General features: G+C 61.4%; 20 protein-coding genes and 1 other RNA gene. 11 read left to right on the forward strand and 10 right to left on the reverse strand.

Translation table 11 applies throughout. The features are described 5' to 3' along the window. Window positions 1-3: 3 nt before the first annotated feature. The gene (locus M5B97_RS06025) at window positions 4-318 is read left to right on the forward strand and encodes a DUF2388 domain-containing protein (RefSeq protein WP_123716453.1); all 315 of its coding nucleotides are present in this window, start codon (window positions 4-6) and stop codon (window positions 316-318) included. Window positions 319-481: 163 nt separating this feature from the next. Then, window positions 482-1,621: a DegT/DnrJ/EryC1/StrS aminotransferase family protein gene (locus tag M5B97_RS06030; RefSeq protein WP_123716454.1), complete on the forward strand. Its 1,140-nt coding sequence runs from the start codon at window positions 482-484 to the stop codon at window positions 1,619-1,621. Window positions 1,622-1,664: 43 nt separating this feature from the next. On the opposite strand, the gene gcvH is transcribed toward M5B97_RS06030, so the two are convergent. The 8 genes from gcvH to M5B97_RS06070 all read right to left on the reverse strand — a co-directional run bounded on the left by gcvH (window position 1,665) and on the right by M5B97_RS06070 (window position 10,568). Next, window positions 1,665-2,048 carry a glycine cleavage system protein GcvH gene (gcvH, locus tag M5B97_RS06035; RefSeq protein ID WP_123716455.1) on the reverse strand — a complete coding sequence of 128 codons (384 nt, stop codon included), beginning with the start codon at window positions 2,046-2,048 and terminating at the stop codon, window positions 1,665-1,667. Between the two features lie 53 nt (window positions 2,049-2,101). Further along, window positions 2,102-3,184 carry a glycine cleavage system aminomethyltransferase GcvT gene (gene gcvT, locus M5B97_RS06040; RefSeq protein WP_123716456.1) on the reverse strand — a complete coding sequence of 361 codons (1,083 nt, stop codon included), beginning with the start codon at window positions 3,182-3,184 and terminating at the stop codon, window positions 2,102-2,104. A 156-nt stretch (window positions 3,185-3,340) separates the two neighbouring features. Beyond that, window positions 3,341-4,957: an iron ABC transporter permease gene (locus tag M5B97_RS06045; protein WP_248730994.1), complete on the reverse strand. Its 1,617-nt coding sequence runs from the start codon at window positions 4,955-4,957 to the stop codon at window positions 3,341-3,343. Window positions 4,958-5,110: 153 nt separating this feature from the next. After that, on the reverse strand, window positions 5,111-6,115 hold the full coding sequence (locus M5B97_RS06050) for an extracellular solute-binding protein (RefSeq protein WP_123716458.1): 1,005 nt from the start codon (window positions 6,113-6,115) through the stop codon (window positions 5,111-5,113). A 95-nt stretch (window positions 6,116-6,210) separates the two neighbouring features. Then, a complete protein-coding gene (locus tag M5B97_RS06055; RefSeq protein ID WP_167659687.1) occupies window positions 6,211-7,428 on the reverse strand; it encodes a 2-octaprenyl-3-methyl-6-methoxy-1,4-benzoquinol hydroxylase in 1,218 nt (405 codons plus the stop codon). Window positions 7,429-7,483: 55 nt separating this feature from the next. Continuing rightward, the gene (gene ubiH / locus M5B97_RS06060) at window positions 7,484-8,671 is read right to left on the reverse strand and encodes a 2-octaprenyl-6-methoxyphenyl hydroxylase (RefSeq protein WP_248730995.1); all 1,188 of its coding nucleotides are present in this window, start codon (window positions 8,669-8,671) and stop codon (window positions 7,484-7,486) included. Beyond that, entirely contained in the window at window positions 8,668-9,990 is a 1,323-nt protein-coding gene (gene pepP, locus M5B97_RS06065) for a Xaa-Pro aminopeptidase (protein ID WP_123716461.1), read from the reverse strand. The genes ubiH and pepP overlap by 4 nt, the downstream gene beginning before the upstream one ends. A gap of 20 nt (window positions 9,991-10,010) precedes the next feature. Continuing rightward, window positions 10,011-10,568, reverse strand: coding sequence for a YecA family protein (locus tag M5B97_RS06070; RefSeq protein WP_123716462.1), 558 nt, complete (start codon window positions 10,566-10,568; stop codon window positions 10,011-10,013). A gap of 138 nt (window positions 10,569-10,706) precedes the next feature. On the opposite strand from M5B97_RS06070, the gene M5B97_RS06075 reads away from it, so the two are divergent. The 4 genes from M5B97_RS06075 (at window position 10,707) to M5B97_RS06090 (ending at window position 12,128) form a co-directional block, all read left to right on the forward strand. After that, a complete protein-coding gene (locus M5B97_RS06075; protein ID WP_003177365.1) occupies window positions 10,707-10,916 on the forward strand; it encodes a TIGR02449 family protein in 210 nt (69 codons plus the stop codon). Next, entirely contained in the window at window positions 10,913-11,230 is a 318-nt protein-coding gene (locus M5B97_RS06080) for a cell division protein ZapA (protein WP_003176812.1), read from the forward strand. Before M5B97_RS06075 ends, M5B97_RS06080 begins: the two co-directional genes overlap by 4 nt. Before the next feature lie 30 nt (window positions 11,231-11,260). Further along, window positions 11,261-11,439, forward strand: a non-coding RNA gene (gene ssrS, locus M5B97_RS06085) — 6S RNA. A 59-nt stretch (window positions 11,440-11,498) separates the two neighbouring features. Further along, complete coding sequence (locus tag M5B97_RS06090; RefSeq protein ID WP_134659326.1) at window positions 11,499-12,128, forward strand: 5-formyltetrahydrofolate cyclo-ligase; 630 nt, start codon at window positions 11,499-11,501, stop codon at window positions 12,126-12,128. Between the two features lie 9 nt (window positions 12,129-12,137). Here M5B97_RS06090 and M5B97_RS06095 read toward each other — a convergent pair whose 3' ends face one another. Continuing rightward, window positions 12,138-12,329 (reverse strand): hypothetical protein, encoded by a 192-nt coding sequence (locus tag M5B97_RS06095; RefSeq protein ID WP_134659328.1) that lies wholly within the window; start codon window positions 12,327-12,329, stop codon window positions 12,138-12,140. 147 nt (window positions 12,330-12,476) lie between these two features. Here M5B97_RS06095 and M5B97_RS06100 point away from each other — a divergent pair, with 147 nt between their 5' ends. The 4 genes from M5B97_RS06100 to M5B97_RS06115 all read left to right on the forward strand — a co-directional run bounded on the left by M5B97_RS06100 (window position 12,477) and on the right by M5B97_RS06115 (window position 17,793). Further along, window positions 12,477-12,926, forward strand: coding sequence for an EVE domain-containing protein (locus M5B97_RS06100; protein WP_248730996.1), 450 nt, complete (start codon window positions 12,477-12,479; stop codon window positions 12,924-12,926). A gap of 69 nt (window positions 12,927-12,995) precedes the next feature. Continuing rightward, window positions 12,996-13,961 (forward strand): efflux RND transporter periplasmic adaptor subunit, encoded by a 966-nt coding sequence (locus M5B97_RS06105; RefSeq protein WP_248730997.1) that lies wholly within the window; start codon window positions 12,996-12,998, stop codon window positions 13,959-13,961. Then, window positions 13,958-16,675 (forward strand): ribosome-associated ATPase/putative transporter RbbA, encoded by a 2,718-nt coding sequence (gene rbbA / locus M5B97_RS06110; RefSeq protein ID WP_248730998.1) that lies wholly within the window; start codon window positions 13,958-13,960, stop codon window positions 16,673-16,675. Before M5B97_RS06105 ends, rbbA begins: the two co-directional genes overlap by 4 nt. Next, window positions 16,675-17,793, forward strand: coding sequence for an ABC transporter permease (locus tag M5B97_RS06115; RefSeq protein WP_248730999.1), 1,119 nt, complete (start codon window positions 16,675-16,677; stop codon window positions 17,791-17,793). The genes rbbA and M5B97_RS06115 overlap by 1 nt, the downstream gene beginning before the upstream one ends. A gap of 98 nt (window positions 17,794-17,891) precedes the next feature. Here the strand turns inward: M5B97_RS06115 and M5B97_RS06120 are convergent, their stop codons facing one another. Continuing rightward, on the reverse strand, window positions 17,892-18,308 hold the full coding sequence (locus M5B97_RS06120) for a flagellar basal body-associated protein FliL (protein ID WP_248731000.1): 417 nt from the start codon (window positions 18,306-18,308) through the stop codon (window positions 17,892-17,894). A gap of 150 nt (window positions 18,309-18,458) precedes the next feature. On the opposite strand from M5B97_RS06120, the gene M5B97_RS06125 reads away from it, so the two are divergent. Continuing rightward, window positions 18,459-19,436 carry an NADPH:quinone oxidoreductase family protein gene (locus M5B97_RS06125; RefSeq protein ID WP_248731001.1) on the forward strand — a complete coding sequence of 326 codons (978 nt, stop codon included), beginning with the start codon at window positions 18,459-18,461 and terminating at the stop codon, window positions 19,434-19,436. Window positions 19,437-19,610 lie beyond the last annotated feature (174 nt).

Raw genomic sequence — 19,610 nt, forward strand, 5'->3', positions numbered from 1 at the left:
ATCATGCGTCTTAAATATGCTGTCGCAACCCTCGCCGTGCTTTCTCTTCCTGTCGGCTCAGCCATGGCCGACAGCTTCTGGCGCAACGTCATCTCATCGGGCGCTACCACCGGCTCGACGTACCTGACCTTCAAAGACCACAAGATGGTCGTTGCTGCTCAAGACGACGCCGGCAGCTTCGTCGCCAGCGACGGTGGTATCCGCGGCCCCTACCTGGAAGCCGCCATGCAGAAAGTCCGTGCCGACAACCCTGGCCTGAAGGCTACCGACATGGAACTGGCCAATGCGATCCTGGCGAAGAATGCCATTGCCGAGTAATAGCACTGCCTGAAAAAATGCCGCTTTTTGAAGCGGCATTTTTTTGTCCGTATCATGACGATTCATTCACGCGTGACAGGCTATATTCAGTCAAACCGTGCAACCATGCGGTACTGATACGTCTATTACTCATCGCCTACCTGAAACGGATGCCTTCTTCGTCATGAGCCAACAGCCCTTCCTGCCGTTTTCCAAACCTACCATTGATGAAGCCACCATCGCGGCAGTCGGCGATGTACTGCGCTCCGGCTGGATCACCAGCGGGCCGAAGGTGCAGGCATTCGAGGCTCAGTTATCGGAATACTTCGGTGGCCGCCCGGTGCGCACGTTCAACTCGGGGACCTGCACCATGGAGATCGCCTTGCGCATCGCCGGTATCGGTGCCGGCGATGAAGTCATCACCACCCCGATCTCCTGGGTCGCTACAGCCAACGTGATCCTGGAAGTAGGCGCCACGCCGGTGTTTGCCGATATCGACCCGGTCACTCGCAATATCGACCTGGCCCAGGTAGAAGCAGCCATTACACCGCGCACCAAGGCGATCATTCCGGTGTACCTGGCGGGCTTGCCCCTGGACATGCCAATGCTTTATGCGCTGGCGAACAAGTACAACCTGCGCATCATCGAAGACGCCGCTCAGGCGCTGGGCTCCAGTTGGGACGGCGAGCGCATCGGCGCTACCGGTGACTTCGTGTCGTTCAGCTTCCAGGCCAACAAAAACATCACCTCTTCTGAAGGCGGTTGCCTGGTATTGAACAACGCCGAGGAAGCGCGTCTGGCGGAGAAATATCGCCTGCAGGGCGTGACCCGCACGGGTTTCGACGGCCTGGATGTGGATGTGTTGGGTGGCAAGTTCAATATGACCGATATCGCCGCCGCCATCGGCCTGGGGCAATTCGCTCATATCGAGAAGATCACCGCACATCGCCAGAACCTGGCACGGCACTACTTCAAATGCTTCGGCAGTGACTTCGAAGAAAAATACGGCGCGCAACTGCCGCCAGCCGATTTCGAAAACAGTAACTGGCACCTGTTCCAACTGGTACTGCCTGAACGTCAGGATGGCCTGCCGGCGCGCGCGACATTCATGGAGCAAATGCAGGCCCACGGCGTCGGCATTGGCTACCACTACCCGCCGATCCACCTGCTGAGCCTGTATCGGGCACAGGGGTTCAAGGAAGGCATGTTCCCGGTAGCCGAGCGTGTTGGGCGTTTGATCGTGTCGTTGCCGATGTTCACGGCGATGACAGAGGCGGACGTAGAGCGGTCGGTAGCCGCTGTAAAAGCGGTATTGCAGCGCTGAAGGCAAGTTGCTGGAGCCGGATTGCCCGGCTCCAGCGTCAGCATCACTCGCCGATGGCGGCTTTGTAGCCAGCAGCATCCAGCAGTTTTTCCAGATCAGCCGGGTTGCTTGGCTTGAGCTTGAAGATCCAGGCACCGTACGGATCGGTGTTCAAGCGTTCTGGTTCAGTGCTCAGTTCTTCGTTCACCGCGATCACCTCGCCAGCAATCGGCGAGTAGATATCCGAAGCCGCTTTCACCGATTCAACCACACCCGCCTGAGCCTCTGCGGCAAACACGTTGCCAACTTCAGTCAGCTCAACGAACACCACATCACCCAGAGCTTCCTGAGCATGGTCGGAGATCCCGACGGTCACCGTGCCGTCCGCTTCCAGACGGGCCCATTCGTGACTTTCGGCAAAACGCAGTTCGGCAGGGATATCGCTCATAGTCTGTGTCCTCAAGAAGAAATGTCAGCGGCCTTCGGCCTGCCGGAAATAGGTTAGATCAAGGTTTTGCCATGGCGCACGAAGGTCGGCTTGACCACTCGAACCGGGTACCACTTGCCGCGGATTTCCACTTCGGCCCGATCGGCGGTGGCCGTCGGTACACGTGCCAAGGCAATGGATTTGCTCAGCGTAGGAGAGAAACTACCACTGGTGATCTCTCCTTCGCCAACATTGGCGATACGAACCACTTGATGAGCGCGCAAAACCCCGCGTTCCTCCAGCACCAGCCCGACCAATTTGAACTGCACACCCGCGGCTTTTTCCGCCTCCAGTGCAGCGCGGCCGATGAAGTTGCGTTCGGCAGGCTCCCAGGCAATGCTCCAGCCCATATTGGCCACGAGCGGTGAAACGCCCAGGTGAATATCCTGGCCATACAGGTTCATACCGGCTTCCAGGCGCAGCGTATCGCGGGCCCCAAGGCCGATGGGTGAGATGCCGGCGCCCACCAGGTCGTTGAAAAAGCCCGGCGCCTGATCGGCGGGCAGGACAATTTCCAGGCCGTCTTCGCCGGTATAACCCGTGCGGGCAATAAACCAGTCGCCGTCGGCCTGCCCCTCAAAGGGCTTGAGCTGGTGGATCAAGGTGCTGCGCGACTGGGTAACCAGTTCGGCGATTTTCTGCCGGGCATGCGGGCCTTGGATAGCCAGCATGGCCAACTCGGACCGCTCCTGCAGTTGCACTGAAAAGCTGCCCAGCTGCGCCCGTATCCAGGCCATGTCCTGGTCACGGGTGGCGGCGTTGAACACCAGCCGATAACCGGTTTCGGTGCGGTAGACGATCATATCGTCGACCACGCCGCCCTGCTCGTTGAGCATCGCGCTGTACAACGCACGGCCGCAGCCATGCAAACGATCCACATCATTGGCCAGCAGATACTGCAGCCATTCCTTGGCCTGTAGGCCTGTGACATCGATCACGGTCATATGGGATACATCGAACACCCCGCAGTCGCGTCGCACCTGATGGTGTTCTTCAACTTGCGAACCGTAATGCAGGGGCATATCCCAACCGCCAAAATCGACCATTTTCGCGCCGAGGGCGAGATGCAGGTCATACAGAGGCGTACGCTGTCCCATGGGTTTCTCCTTCCGGGCTTGGCGAAGGTGCGCGGAGCAGCTGTTCGCGCCTGAAGCCTCGAATTACAAGGCCTGCAGCCACGTCCAGCGACCCGCTCCGAAAGACGAAGCGCACCGAATGCCGCGCATTGTAGCTGCAAGCCGTAGCACTGACACCTAACCGATTTGTCGTGCAGACCTGCGAATCAACCCAATGACCGGCAACAGGCCAACCAATACCAGTGTCAGCGCCGGCAAAGAGGCCCGTGCCCACTCGCCTTCACTGGTCATTTCAAAGATACGCACCGCCAAGGTGTCCCAGCCGAACGGGCGCATCAGCAGGGTAGCGGGCATTTCCTTGAGGACATCCACGAACACCAGCAGCGCCGCGCTCAACGCTCCAGGAAGCAATAACGGCAGATACACTTTGCAAAACAGTCGCGGGCCACTGACACCGAGGCTGCGCGCCGCTTCCGGCAACGATGGGCGGATTCGCGCCAGGCTGCTGTCCAAAGGACCGTAGGCCACCGCCAGAAAGCGCACCAGATACGCCAGCACCAATGCCAACAAGCTGCCCAGCAACAATGGCTTGCCCGCCCCCCCCAACCAGCCCGACAGCGGCACCACCAGCTCGCGGTCCAGATAACTGAACGCCAGCATGATCGACACTGCCAGCACCGAGCCCGGCAAGGCATAGCCGACATTGGCCAGGCTGATGCCGGAGCGAATCGTTCGTGTCGGTGCCAGCCGGTTGGCGAAGGCCAATATCAACGCCACGCTGACCGTAATCAGCGCTGCAGTGCCCCCCAGGTAAAGGGTGTGAACAATCAGCCCGGCGTAGCGTTCATCCAAGTCGAAGCGGCCTCGCTGCCAGAACCAGGCAATCAGTTGCAGCATCGGGATCACAAACGCGCAAGCGAACACCAGCACGCACCAGCCGCTGGCCGCCACGGCCTTGAATCCGTGCAGGTGATACAGCGCCTTGCCCCGCGGCCGCTCGTTGCTCGGTCGACTCGCACCCCGGGCGCGCCGTTCGCCATACAGCACCACCATGACGACCAGCAGCAACAAGCTGGCAAGCTGCGCCGCGCCGGACAGGCTGAAGAAACCGTACCAGGTCTTGTAGATCGCTGTGGTGAAGGTGTCGAAATTGAACACCGACACCGCGCCGAAATCCGCCAGGGTCTCCATCAGCGCCAAGGCGACACCCGCACCAATCGCAGGCCTGGCCATGGGCAACGCCACACGCCAGAACGCTTGCCACGGCGACTGCCCCAGCACACGCGCCGCTTCCATCAGGCCTTTGCCCTGGGCGAGAAACGCGGTGCGCGCCAGCAGGTACACATACGGGTAGAACACCAGCACCAACACGATAATCACGCCGCTGGTGGAGCGTACGCGTGGCAGGCGCAACCCCGCACCAAACCACTCGCGCAGCAGGGTTTGCACCGGGCCTGCGAAGTCCAGCAGGCCAACAAACACAAAGGCCAGCACGTAGGCCGGAATCGCAAAGGGCAGCATCAGCGCCCAGTCGAGCCAGCGCCGCCCGGGAAACTCACACAAGCTGGTCAACCACGCCAGGCTGACACCCAGCAGCGTCACGCCGGCACCCACGCCCAACACCAGGGTCAAGGTGTTGCCCAGCAGGCGTGGCATCTGGGTCTGCCAGAGGTGAGACCAAATCTGCAGGTCGATGCTTTGCCAGGACAACAGCAGAACGCTCAGCGGCAGCAACACCAGGGCGGCTACGGTGAAGACCGGCAGGTACCAGCGGCGTTGGGCGGGATGGGCCAAAGTCAGTTCTCAATCAATGAATAGCTTGAAATCATTTCAATCCAATGTGGAAAGGGGCTTGCTCCCGATGGCGAAGTCCCAGCCCACCTGTCAGGGGCTGATCCATCGCCATCGGGGACAAGCCCCTTCGCGCAGTTGGAACTGCAGCGCGGCTTAGTTCCAGCCGGCGCGATCCATCAGCCGAATGGCCTCGGCCTGACGCTTGCCCGCCACTTCCACCGGCAGGGTGTCCGCCACGAACTTGCCCCAGGTCGCCACCTCGGCCGAAGGTGGCACCGCCGGGTTGGCCGGGAACTCCTGGTTCACGTCAGCAAAGATCTTCTGCGCCTCAGGCGTGGTCATCCACTCCACCAGCGCCTTGGCCGCTTCCGGGTGGGGCGCGTGCTTAGTCAGGCCGATACCCGACAGGTTCACATGCACGCCACGGTCACCCTGGTTCGGCCAGAACAGTTTCACCGCCAGGTTCGGGTTCTGCTGGTGCAGGCGGCCGTAATAGTAGGTGTTGACGATACCCACGTCGCACTGCCCGGCGTTGATGGCTTCGAGCACTGCGATGTCATCGGAGAACACGTCGGTGGACAGGTTATTGACCCAGCCCTTGACGATTTCTTCGGTCTTGGCCGCGCCATGGGTTTCGATCAATGTGGCGGTCAGCGACTGGTTGTAGACCTTCTTCGCCGTGCGCAGGCACAGACGACCTTCCCATTGTTTGTCGGCGAGGGCTTCGTAGGTGGTCAGGTCGCCGTTTTTTACACGTTCGGTGGAATAGGCGATGGTCCGGGCGCGCAGGCTCAAGCCTGTCCAGGCATGGGCAGAGGAGCGGTATTGCAGAGGGATGTTCTTGCTGATCACCTCGGAGGTGAACGGCTGCAGGATGCCCATTTGTTCGGCTTGCCAGAGGTTGCCGGCGTCAACGGTGAGCAACAGGTCGGCGGTGGCGTTTTCACCTTCGGCCTTGATGCGCTGCATCAACGGAGCTTCCTTGTCGGTGATGAACTTCACCTGAACGCCGGTCTTGCGGGTGTAGGCGTCGAACACCGGCTTGATCAGTTCGTCGATGCGCGAGGAGTAGACCACGACTTCGTCGGCGGCCTGCACGGTAGTGCTGCCGATGAGGGTGAGTGCCAGGGCAGTCAGGAGGCGCTTGGGTGCCAACATGGGTGCGGTCTCTCATTTGCAAAAAGAAAGCAAATGATAAGGACTCACATTTGGTAGCGCTCAGCGGAGGCGTTACCAGATGTTGCACAGCGGCCTCAGGGCCTGGCCAGCTCCGGCAGATCGCCACTCAAGCCCAGGGCCTGGCGCACAAACACCGCCTTGGCCTCGGGCATCTGATCGACCATTTTCAAGCCAGCATTACGCAGCCAGCGCAACGGCAGCTGATCAGCCTGGAACAAGCGCTCAAAGCCCTCCATTGCCGCCATCAACGCCAGGTTATGCGGCATGCGCCGACGCTCGTAACGACTCAGTACCTTTACATCCGCCAGGCGCTCACCGCGTTCGGTGGCCGACAGCAACACTTCGGCCAGCACCGCCGCATCGAGGAAGCCCAGGTTCACACCCTGCCCCGCCAACGGGTGGATCACATGGGCCGCGTCGCCGATCAATGCCAGGCCCTCGGCCACATAGCGCTTGGCATGACGCTGGCGCAACGGCACGCAGACACGTGGATCGGCGCTGAGCACCGTGCCGAGTCGCCCTTCAAAGGCGCGCTCCAGTTCACGGCAGAAGCGTTCATCATCCAGCGCCATCAAGCGCTCGGACTCAGCCGGCGTGGTCGACCAGACGATCGAACACCAATCCTCCTGCCCATCACGCACCAAAGGCAGGAACGCCAGTGGCCCGGTATCGGTAAATCGCTGCCACGCCGTGCGCTGGTGCGATTGGCTGCTGCGCACGCTGGTGACAATGGCGTTATGCAAGTAATCCCATTCACGGGTCGCCGTGCCGGTCAGGCGACGCACGGCGGAGTTGGCGCCATCGGCGGCGATCACCAGCGGCGCACGCAACGTGCGGCCATCGGCCAGGGTCAGCAGCCAGTCATCACCGGAGCGACGCATCTGCTCCAGGCGTGCATTGGCCAACAGGCCCAGGTCGCAATCATGCAAGCGGTCGAGCAAGGCATCCTGAACCACGCGGTTCTCGACGATATGCCCGAGCACTTCGGCGTGCACACTGGCCGCCGAAAAGTGGATCTGCCCCGTGCCGCTGCCATCCCACACCTGCATCTCGCCGTACGGGCTGGCACGCCGCTCGACGATGCCCTCCCATACACCAAGCCGCTCAAGGATGCGCTGGCTGGCGGCCGACAAGGCGCTCACGCGAGGCTCGAAGGCGGCCTCGCACTCGAATGGCTTGACACTCAGCGGGCTGCCATCGAGCAGCAGCACCTGCAGGCCACTGCCCTGCAACGCCAGCGCCAGGGCGCTTCCGACCATTCCGGCCCCGACAATCAGCACATCTGCGCGCATGTCCATGCTTTAAGCCTTGTCTCGTGTGCGGCACAGGCCGCGAATAAGGAGTGGTTCAAACATCGGGACGCGTGCCCAGGCCCATGGCCTGACGGGCGAACCAGCGTTTGGCCGGTGGCAGCAGATCCAGTCCCAGCAGGCCCAGGTTGCGGCCCAAGGCCACTACCGACTGTGTACTGCCAAACAGGCGCGTGACCTGGTCGGAGAAACCCACGGTCAGGTTCTGGTCCAGGCGCTGGCGCTCGCGATAGCGCTGCAAGGTCGCCAGGTCGCCTGGTACAGCCGGCCCGGCCAACAGCGCCTCGGCCAGGGCACTGGCATCGCGCAGGGACAGGTTGAACCCTTGCCCGGCAATCGGGTGCAGGCTGTGGGCAGCGTTACCGAGGATGACCAGGTGCGAGCGTACCTGCTCTTCGGCCTCCACCAGCGTCAGCGGGTACAGATGACGGGCGCCGACTTGCTTGAGTGTGCCCAGGCGGTAGCCGAACACGCCCTGCAGTTCGCTCAGGAAACTGCGCTCGTCGAGGGTGGCCAGGCGCTGGGCGTCCATGCCAAGGCGCGTCCAGACCAGTGCACAACGGTTGTCCGGCAGCGGCAGCAGGGCCATCGGGCCTTCATCGGTGAAGCGTTCGAAGGCCTCGCCGTTGTGGGCTTCGCTCGGGGTGATGTTGGCGATCAGGGCGCTCTGGTTATACGGACGGGTTTTGACGCCGATGCCCAGTTGCTCGCGCAAGCCGGAGCGGCCGCCGTCAGCCAGTACGGCCAGGTCGCACTCCAGTACGGTTTCATCGTTGAGCGTCAGGCGATAGCCGTCGGGCAACGGCTCCATGCGGGTGACTTCCGCAGGGCAGCGCCAGCTGATCACGTCTTTGTCCAGACCTTGCCACAGGCATTGGCCGAGCCAGGCGTTTTCCACCACGTAACCCAGGGCAGGTACGCCCTCCTCCATGGCGGACAACCGCGCAGTGGAGAAACGCCCCCGGTCCGACACATGAATCTGCTTGATCGGCTCGGCGCGGCGGGAAATTTCCTGCCACACGCCCAGGCGCTGATAAATCTGCCGGGCACCAAACGACAACGCCGATGAACGCGCGTCATAGCTCGGCTGGTAAGTGTCACCGGGCGCGAACGGCTCGATCAGCACGATCTTCCAGCCCAGCGCCTTGGCCCCGGCCTGCAAGGCCAGCGCCAGGCTGGCCCCCACCAGGCCGCCGCCGATAATGGCCAGGTTGACCCGGCTCATCGGGCAGCCGCCATCAATGCTTCAATGTCGGCGACCGTCTTGGGCACGCCGCCGGTCAGGATCTCACAGCCTTGCTTGGTCACTACCACGTCGTCCTCGATGCGTACGCCAATGCCACGCCACTTCTTTGCCACATTCTGGTTGTCCGGCGAAATATAAATCCCCGGTTCAACGGTCAACGCCATGCCGACTTCCAACACACGCCATTCACCGCCCACCTTGTACTCGCCCACATCGTGCACATCCATGCCCAGCCAATGGCCGGCGCGATGCATGTAAAAAGCGCGGTAGGCTTCGCTGGCGATCAGTTCGTCGACGTCACCCTGCAACAACCCCAGCTTCACCAGCCCGGTGGTGATGACGCGCACCGTCGCCTCATGGGCCTGGTTCCAATGCTTGTTCGGCGCGATCTCGGCAAAGGCGGCTTCCTGGGAGGCCAGCACAATTTCGTAGATCGCCTTTTGCTCGGGCGAAAACCTGCCGTTGACCGGCCAGGTGCGGGTGATATCACTGGCATAGCAGTCGATCTCGCAACCGGCGTCGATCAGCACCAGGTCACCGTCCTTCAACACCGCGTCGTTCTGCTGATAATGCAGGATGCAGCTGTTACGCCCGGCGGCGACGATGGAGCCATAGGCCGGCATCTTGGCGCCACCCTTGCGGAACTCGTAATCCAGCTCGGCTTCCAGGCTGAACTCATGCAAACCGGCGCGGCTGGCCTGCATCGCCTTCACGTGGGCCGCACAGGAGATACGCGCCGCTTCACGCATCACCTTCACTTCTGCCGCCGATTTATACAGGCGCATGTCGTGGAGCAGATGATCCAGGGCAACAAATTCGTTCGGCGGCTGGGCACCCAGGTGCGCTTTGGAGCGGATCACGTTGATCCACTCCATCACATGCCGGTCGAACTCGGCGTTGCTGCCCATAGCCGAATACACCCGGTCGCGGCCTTCGATGAGGCCGGGCAGGATGTCGTCGATATCGGTGATAGGGAAGGCATCGTCGGCGCCGAAGTCACGGATTGCGCCTTCGGTGCCGGCACGCAGGCCGTCCCACAATTCGCGCTCGGCATTGCGCTCGCGACAAAACAGCACGTACTCGCCGTGCAGGCGGCCGGGCATCAGCACGATCACCGCTTCCGGCTCGGGAAAGCCGCTCAGGTACTGGAAGTCGCTGTCCTGGCGGTATACGTGCTCGACATCACGGTTGCGGATCGCCACGGCCGCAGCCGGCAGGATCGCGATGCTGTTGGGTTCCATCTGCGCCATGAGCGCCTTGCGGCGTCGGGTGTATTCCGCTCTGGGGATATGGATCATGGGCAGATGGGCGTCCTTTCTTAATGCAGCGAAGGCTTGGGGGCAGCTGGCTCAGCGGACTTGCGGGTCTCGGTGAACAGTAGCAGCGGCGCGACGCGCAGGTATTCCATCACCTCCATGTAGTCGCTTTCACCGTCTTCGGATTCTTCCAGGGCGTCTTGCACCTGGGAGATGGCCGCCAGGTCCTGCAGCACTTCCTTGGCGTCGGCGCTCAATTCCAGGCCGGCGGCGTTGACGCCAAAGCCATGGAGGAAGCCCTGGCACCATTGGCCCAGCGCTGCGGCGCGCTCGGTAAGTGGCGCGTCGTCGGTCGGCAGCAGCAGGACCACAGTGACATCGTCACCCGTCAGCTCGCCCTTGACCATTTCCTGCAGGCCGATCAGCGCGTTGCGCACGTTATCTTCTGGCTCTTTCTCGAGCAGTTCGGCCACATCGGCCAGCCAATTGTCCGCGTCAAAGCCGACACCGGTGCAGCTGCGACCTACCAGCACGCCGTGCAGTTCGGCAGGCGAGCAAGGATGGCCGCTGGTGCTCAGCAGTTTGGAGAAAGCGTCATACGGGGAGTTCTGAATAGGCATGGTGAGCTAGGCGCCAGACGGCGCAATGTCTAGAATGAAGCGCTGTATCCTAGCACCGGCAGACGTACCAAGACTATCGAGGGCGTCAGATCGTTTATCCTGAAGTTGCCATTCATCAGACAAATCCAGTGGAACCCAATGGAAGACACCGACCTGCAAGCGCTGATGGCCAGACTCGAACTACTCATTGATCGGGTCGAGCAACTTAAGAGTCAAAACGGACTCCTATTAGCTCAGGAAAAGACCTGGCGCGAGGAACGCGCTCACCTCATTGAAAAAAACGAAATCGCCCGGCGTAAGGTCGAATCGATGATTTCGCGCCTGAAGGCCCTGGAGCAAGACTCATGAGTTCAAGCAATAGCGTAACCGTGCAGATCCTCGACAAAGAATATTCGATCATCTGCCCCCAGGAAGAGCGCAACAACCTGGTAAGCGCCGCCCGCTACCTGGACGGCAAGATGCGTGAAATCCGCAGCAGCGGCAAAGTGATCGGTGCCGACCGCATCGCGGTGATGGCCGCGCTGAATATCACCCACGACTTGCTGCATAAGCAGGAACGGCCTGACGTGCAGGCCAGCGGGTCGACGCGCGAACAGGTGCGTGACCTGCTGGAACGTGTGGATCTGGTGCTTTCCAGCGATTCGGACGCACCCAAGGGCTGATTGACGCCTCGGTTTAAGGTATACTCGCCCCACTCCCTGGCGTGTTTGCCAGTCGGCGATGTCCCTGAGCCGATTCGCACTACCCTGGAAGTTGCACGTTGGGCTGGTGTGCATGTCCGCTAGACGGAAAGCCTTAAAGCCTACTGCTTCTTCCACCTTGAACTTTCGGGTTCAAGGGCTAAGTCGACAGCGGCTCTGTCGGGGAGCCTGAATTCCCAAACTCAATGCCAGTCTCAGGACTGGCATTGTTTTATGAGCCGAAAAAACCATGACCGAACCTGCGCCGCTCTCCCGTCCGCAACTTCGACGCATGTTGCGCAAGGCCCGCCGCGAGCTATCGCCGAGCGAGCAGCGCAAAGCCGCCCTTGGCGTGTATCGGCAACTGGCACAGCACCCGCTGTTTCGCCGGGCCAGACATATCTCCCTGTACCTGCCGACTGACGGTGAAATCGATCCACGCCTGCTGCTGCGCGCCGCTCAACGTCGGGGCAAGGCCACTTATCTGCCGGTGCTGAGCGCCTGGCCGCGTACCAAGATGGTGTTCCAGCGCGTGCGGCCCGGAGATAAGTTGTCACCCAACCGCTTTCGCATTCTTGAGCCACAGGTGAATGCCAACCGCCAGCGTCAGGTCTGGGCGTTGGATCTGGTGCTGTTACCCCTGGTGGGGTTCGATGATGCCGGCGGGCGCCTGGGCATGGGCGGCGGGTTTTATGATCGCAGCCTGGCTTACCTGTCACGCCGCCGGAGTTGGCGCAAGCCGACGCTGTTGGGGTTGGCCCACGAATGTCAGAAAGTCGAGCGCCTGGCACAGGCAAGCTGGGATGTGCCGCTGGCGGGCACCGTTACCGATAGGCAGTGGTATGTCGCAGAAACGCCGCTGCAGACAGCGGCGCCTTGAAAGGAAGGGTCAACGCTTGAATGGTTGCTGCTGAGCCAATTCAACCGGCGCATCGGTCTTGTTCGACCACAAGCTCTGGGCATACCCGGTGGTCACGACGCCCAGACCAAACAAAATAACCAAAATCCATAGTAAATCCGGTTTACGTTGCATCGATTGCCCCCCTTCAGGCACCTCGTACACGATGACAACAACGTTCAAAAGTAGTCCGTTGCAGCTGCGTCAAGCTTAAAATCCCGGCATTTTGCGTTAACGTGAACCAACACGCAAACCTTGACGCCAACCGACTGTCGGTTTGTCATGGAATTGCCTGACAACTTGCCCAATGCCTTTTCCAGGAGCTTAAAAATGGCCTATTGGCTGATGAAATCCGAGCCCGATGAACTCTCCATCAACGGTCTGGAAAAGTTGGGCGAAGCCCGCTGGGACGGGGTGCGTAACTATCAGGCGCGCAATTTCCTGAGAAGCATGGCCGTGGGCGATGAGTTTTTCTTCTACCACTCCAGTTGCCCGGAGCCGGGTATTGCCGGCATCGGCAAAATCACCGCAGCGGCCTATCCGGACCCGACTGCGCTGGAACCTGAAAGCCATTATTTCGACGCCAAGGCCACCGCAGAGAAAAACCCGTGGAGCGCGATCGATGTGGCCCACGTGAAAACCTTTCCCAAAGTGTTGGGCCTCGGCTATCTGAAACAACAAGCGGCCCTCGCCGAACTGCCGCTGGTACAAAAAGGCAGTCGCCTTTCAGTGATGGCCGTCACGCCAGAGCAATGGGCCACCGTGATCAATCTGCTTTAACTGACCGGCATCAAGCCCTCCTCAGGGCACACCGGTCAAACTAGGACGCTAATGCCGCAGGATGCAGCCATGTCAACGAACCACACCCTGTCCCGCCTATTTGCCATTGCACTGATAGCCCTGCTGATCGGGGCCGGTGGCTTCGGTTACTGGCGCTCCACCCAGGACCGCCTGCCTGCCGGTTTGAGCATGGGCAATGGCCGCCTGGAATCCACCGAAGTGCAGATCGCCGCGAAAATTCCCGGGCGCCTGGCCGAAGTCCGGGTGGACGAAGGCGACAAAGTGCTCAAAGGCCAACTGCTGGCGCGCATGGACACCCGCACCCTCGAGGCCCAACGCGCCCAGGCCGAAGCCGAAGTGCTGCGCGCCAAGGAAAATTTCGCGGCTGCCGAGGCCAACGTGCAGCTGCGCCAAAGCGAGCAACTGCTGGCCAACCAGGAACTCAGGCGCACTCAGGAGTTGTACAAGCGAGGCTTTGCCAGCAGCCAGTTGATCGACCAGCAGCAGGCGCGCCAAAACACCGGCAATGCGGCGGTGATTGCCGCACAAGCCCAGGTCAATTCGGTGAAAGCCGCCATCGGCGCCGCCGAGGCTCAAGTCGCCCAGCTCACCAGCGAGATCGATGACAGCAGCCTGCGCGCGCCTATCGACGGGATTATTCAACTACGCCTGGCCGAACCCGGCGAAGTGCTGGGCGCGGGCGGGCGCGTGTTGTTACTGATCGATCCGAACGATCAGTACATGAACCTGTATCTGCCCGCCTCCGTCACCGGGCGCCTGACCGTCGGCAGTGAAGCACGCATCGTGCTTGACGCTCTCCCTCAGCAGCCGCTTCCGGCAAGAATCAGCTTTGTGGCCGCCAAATCCCAGTTCACGCCCAAAGAGGTGGAGACCCGCGACGAGCGCCAGAAGCTGGTGTTCCGCGTCAAACTGCACCTGACCCAGCCCACCGCCGTGCCTCAAGCCAAACCGGGCATGCCCGGGGCCGGCTATGTGCGCACGGCTGACATCGCCTGGCCGGCCAACCTGCAATGACCGGCCTGGCGCTGCAGGCCACAGGAATCAACCACCGCTACGGCAAGCAACAGGCACTGGTCAACATCGCCTTCAGCCTGCCGGCCGGCACCCGCTGCGGGCTGATCGGCCCGGATGGCGCGGGCAAATCGAGCTTGCTGGGGCTGATCGCCGGCGTCAAGAAACTCCAGGAAGGCCAGCTGGACGTACTCGGCGGTTCCATCGCAGACCGCCGCCACCGTAACAGCCTGTACCCGCGCATCGCCTTCATGCCCCAGGGCCTGGGTGGCAACCTGTATCCCGAACTGTCCATCCGCGAAAACATCCGCTTCTTCGCCACGCTGTTCGGCCTGTCCAAAGCCGATTGCGAGCAGCGCATGCACAACCTGCTGCTGGCCACCGACCTCGCGCGCTTCGCCGAGCGCCCGGCCGGTAAACTTTCCGGCGGCATGAAACAAAAGCTCGGCCTGTGTTGCGCGCTGATCCATGACCCGGACGTGTTGATCCTCGACGAACCCACGACCGGCGTCGACCCACTGTCACGCCGGCGCTTCTGGGAGCTGGTCGAAACCGTACGTAGCGAACGCCCGCAACTGACGCTGATGGTGGCCACGGCCTATATGGAAGAAGCCGAACAGTTCGAACACTGCCTGATGCTCGATCGCGGCACGCTGATCGCCGATGGCCTGAGCCGCGAGCTCGCAGCCGCCACACCCAGCGGCAAACTGGATGACGCCTTTACCCACTTCCAGGGTGACGGCGCCCACGACAACCAACCCCTGGTGATTCCACCGCGTTCAGCCGACAACGCAGCCATCGCCATTGAAGCCCACGACCTGACCTTGCGCTTCGGCGACTTCACCGCCGTCAATAAAGTCAGTTTCGCCATCGGTCGTGGCGAAATTTTCGGTTTCCTCGGCTCCAATGGCTGCGGCAAGACCAGCACCATGAAAGTACTCACCGGGTTGATTCCGGCCACCGAAGGCAGCGCGACACTCCTGGGCAACCCGGTGAACGCCAAGGACCTGGCGACCCGCAAGCGCGTGGGGTTCATGTCGCAAAGCTTCTCGCTGTATGGCGAACTCAGCGTGCGGCAAAACCTGGTGCTTCATGCGCAATTGTTCGACTTGTCCAAGGCCGACAGCGGCCCACGCATTGATGAACTGGTGCAGCGCTTCGACCTGGGCGATGTGGCCGAGCAACCCTGCGGCGAGCTGCCACTCGGGCTGCGCCAGCGTTTATCGTTGGCCGTAGCGGTGCTGCATCGCCCGGAAGTACTGATCCTCGATGAACCCACCTCGGGCGTAGACCCGGCCGCACGGGACGATTTCTGGCGACTGCTGATCGAGCTGTCCCGGGAACAGGGCGTGACGATCTTCCTGTCCACCCACTTCATGAACGAAGCCCAGCGCTGCGACCGTATTTCCCTGATGCATGCGGGGAAAGTGCTGGCCTGTGACACACCGCAGGCACTGCAACGGCAGTTCCACGGCGAGACCCTCGAAGCGGCATTCGTCACCTGCCTGGAACAGGCCCAAGGTGACCCCGAGCCCCAAGCGCCCACTGCAACCGTCAGCGAAGCCAGCGCACCGCCCGTCGGCAAGCGCGGCTTCAGCCTGGCCCGGCTACTGGCCGTGGCCACCCGCGAAGGTAAGGAACTGCTGCGCGACAAAGTGCGCATGGCCTTCGCCCTGCTCGGCGCGATGTTCATGATGGTGATCTTCGGTTATGGCATTTCCCTGGATGTGGAAAACCTCGCCTTCGCCGTCTACGACCAAGACCAAAGCCCACAAAGCCGCGCCTACCTGGAAGCCTTCCGCAGCTCGCGCTACTTCGCCGAACACGCGCCGATTCACGACGCCAACGAATTGCACCGACGCCTGCAACGTTCGGAAATCAAACTGGCTCTGGAGATCCCACCCGGTTTTGGCCGCGACCTCTATGCCGGGCGCCAGCCCACGGTGGCCGCATGGCTCGACGGCGGCATGCCGTTTCGCGCGGAAACCAGCCGCAATTATGTAGAAGCGGTGCACCAAGGCAATCTCCAACAGTTGGCCGAACTGAGCAGCCTGCCCCGCAGCAACCAGGCCGCAGCCAAGCTGGAAACGCGCTTTCGCTATAACCAGGACGTGGTCAGCGTGAATGCCATCGGCCCAGGGGTAATGGCACTGATTCTGGCGTTTATCCCGGCCATGCTCACCGCCCTGGGCATCGTGCGCGAAAAAGAGCTGGGCTCGATCACCAACTTCTATGCCACGCCCCTGACCCGCCTGGAGTTCCTGCTGGGCAAACAAGCACCGTACCTGGCCGTAAGCCTGGTCAACCTGGCGCTGCTGGTGGCGATGAACCGCTGGTTGTTCGGCGTACCCTTCAAGGGCAGCGGCGTGGCCCTGGCGTTCGGCGGTTTGCTGTATGTACTGGCCACCACCAGCATGGGGCTGCTGATTTCCGCATTCACTCGCACCCAGATCGCAGCGATCCTCGGCACCATGATCATCACCAGCCTGCCGACCATCCAGTTTTCCGGGTTGATCGTGCCGCGCTCATCCCTTGAAGGCGCCGCCGCGTTGATGGGCACGCTGTTCCCGGCGGGACACTTCCTGGACATCGCCGTCGGCACCTTCACCAAAGCCCTGGACCTGCGCCAGTTATGGCCGCAGTGCCTGGCGCTGTTCGGGTTTTTCGTCGGGTTCACCGGGTTGAGCCTGTTCATGCTCAAGAAGCAGGAGGCCTGATGCACACATTCGCGCATATCCTGCGCCTGGGTATCAAGGAACTGACCAGCCTGCGCCACGACAGCGTGTTGCTGCTGTTTCTGTTCTATGCCTTCACCGTGGCCATCTACATGCCCGCCGCCGGCTCGGTGATCGGTGTACACAACGCCAGCGTCGCCATTGTCGATGAAGACCACAGCGCGCTCTCGCGGCAGATGGCCGAAGCGTTGCAGCCGCCCGAGTTCCAGTCACCCGTGCCGCTGGCCTACGATCAGTTGGACAAGGCCATGGACAGTGGCGCCTACACCTTCGTGATCAATGTGCCAGCCAACTTCCAGTCGGACCTGCTGGCCGGTCGCCAGCCGGGCATACAGGTGAACGTCGACGCCACGGCAATGAGCCAGGCATTCATGGGCGCTGGCTATATCGGCAGGATTTTCCAGCGCGAGTTGCAGCGCTACAGCGGCCAGGCCGATGCCGTCAGCAAGGCGCCGGCGCAACTGACAACGCGTGCATTGTTCAACACCAACCTGGAAGGTGGCTGGTTCCTGGCAGTGATCCAGATCGTCAACAACATCACCATCCTCGCCATCGTACTGACCGGCACCGCGCTGCTGCGTGAGCGCGAACACGGTACCCTCGACCACTTGCTGGTGCTGCCGCTCACCGCTCTGGAAATCATGCTGGCGAAAATCTGGAGCAACATGCTGGTGGTGGTGCTGTGTACCTGGCTGTCCGTGGAATGGGTGGTCAAGGGCCTGCTCGGCGTGCCGCTGGCCGGCTCCCTGAGCCTGTTCCTGCTGGTCACCGCGCTGTATCTGTTTGCCAGCACCGCCTTGGGGATTTTCCTCGCCACCCTCGCGCGCTCGACACCACAATTCGGCTTGCTGGCGATCCCGGTGATCATCCCGATGCTGTTGCTGTCCGGCGGCAGTACGCCGCTGGACAGCATGCCCGAATGGTTGCAGTGGGTGATGCAGGGTTCACCGTCGACGCATTTTGTCAGCCTGAGCGCGGCGATTCTGTTCAGGGATGCAGGCGTGAGTGTGGTGTGGCCGGATCTGTTGGCGCTGGCGGGGATAGGGCTGGTGTTCTTTGCGGTGGCGCTGGCCAGGTTCCGTAAAAGCCTGGCTTCCTGAGGCGTCTGTACCGCCGTCATAGGGGCAAGTGCATCCCGCATTTGATCGGTTCACACCGTCAAGTCTGGGAGAGGTTTGCCCCGATAGTCGCGCAGCGACTACTGAATGATCAGGTTATTGAACAACAGGTCTTCCACCACCGGCTTACCGGTTTCGTCGTTCATGACTTGCTGGGTTTGCTTCAAGGCTTCCTGGCGCAGTTTTTCCTTGCCTTCGACCGTGCTCATGGCTTCGCTGGTCTGCTGGGTGAACAGCGCCACCAATTGGTTACGAATCAACGCGTCGTTGGCTTTGACCGCAGCGGCGGCTTCAGGTCCGGTCACGCGCAGGGCGATATCGGCCTTGAATACCTTGAGTTTCGCCGTGCCGTCCAGGCCGTAGTTGCCCACGAACGGCGGGGTCAAGCTGATATAGCTGACCTTCGGCGCCTCGCCTTCTTTGGCTTCTTTGGCTTCTTCGGCCTGGGCCGCCATCGGCAAGGTCAGGGCCAACATCAACAAAATCCACGCTTTCACAGTTCAATCCTCACATTCGGTTGCCCGGTAGCATAACGCTAGCAAGGCTGAGCACAAGCTTATGGCGACTTATCAGGCCCGGGCATGCTCGTTGACCCACGGTCGTACCCTCCTACACTTATCGGCCACGACGCCAAAAGGAATAGTCCGATGAAAGCTGTGCTGTGCAAAGCCTTCGGCCCCGCCGAAACCCTGGTGCTGGAAGAGATCGAGAGCCCGGCGATCAAGAAGAATGAGATCCTGCTGGACGTGCACGCTGCGGGGGTGAACTTTCCGGACACCTTGATCATCGAGGGTAAATACCAGTTCAAGCCGCCCTTCCCATTCTCGCCGGGTGGCGAGGCAGCGGGCGTGGTCAGTGAGGTCGGTGAAAAAGTCAGCCACTTAAAAGTCGGTGACCGGGTCATGGCGTTGACGGGCTGGGGCAGCTTTGCCGAGCAAGTCGCGGTGCCGGGCTACAACGTGCTGCCGATTCCGCCGAGCATGGATTTCAGCACCGCCGCCGCGTTCAGCATGACCTACGGCACCTCGATGCACGCCCTGAAACAACGCGCCAACCTGCAGCCCGGCGAAACCCTGCTGGTGCTCGGTGCCTCCGGTGGCGTGGGCCTGGCTGCCGTGGAGATCGGCAAAGCCATGGGTGCCCGGGTGATCGCCGCCGCCAGCAGCGCCGATAAACTGGCCGTGGCCAAGGCCGCCGGCGCCGATGAGTTGATCAACTACAGCGAGGCGAGTCTCAAGGAGGAAATCAAGCGCCTGACCAACGGTAACGGCGTCGATGTGATTTACGACCCGGTGGGCGGTGATCTGTTTGACCAGGCCGTTCGCTCCATCGCCTGGAATGGTCGGCTGTTGGTGGTGGGTTTCGCCAGCGGGCGCATTCCCGAACTGCCGGTCAACCTGGCCTTGCTCAAGGGCGCGGCCGTGGTCGGCGTGTTCTGGGGCTCGTTCGCCCAGCGTCAGCCACAGGACAATACGGCGAACTTTCAGCAGTTGTTCACTTGGTATGCAGAAGGCAAGTTGAAGCCGTTGGTGTCAAAGTTGTATCCACTCGAACAAGCGGCCCAGGCAATCAATGACCTGGGGCAGCGCAAGGCGGTGGGAAAGGTCGTCGTCCAGACCCGCTAACCGATGTGAAACCGGTCAGATGTGGGAGCACGGTCCCTCCCACATTGGCTCCCCCCATGTTCACAAGACCCCAATCACGACCGACACTTACCTATTAGCGACATGTTCGTAAGAGAACATGCAATCGCTCCGTTTTCGTGTGTTTGCGGATAAGAGGCAATGCTATTTTCGGTA

This window comes from Pseudomonas sp. MWU13-2517, assembly GCF_023242545.1.
Lineage (GTDB): Bacteria > Pseudomonadota > Gammaproteobacteria > Pseudomonadales > Pseudomonadaceae > Aquipseudomonas.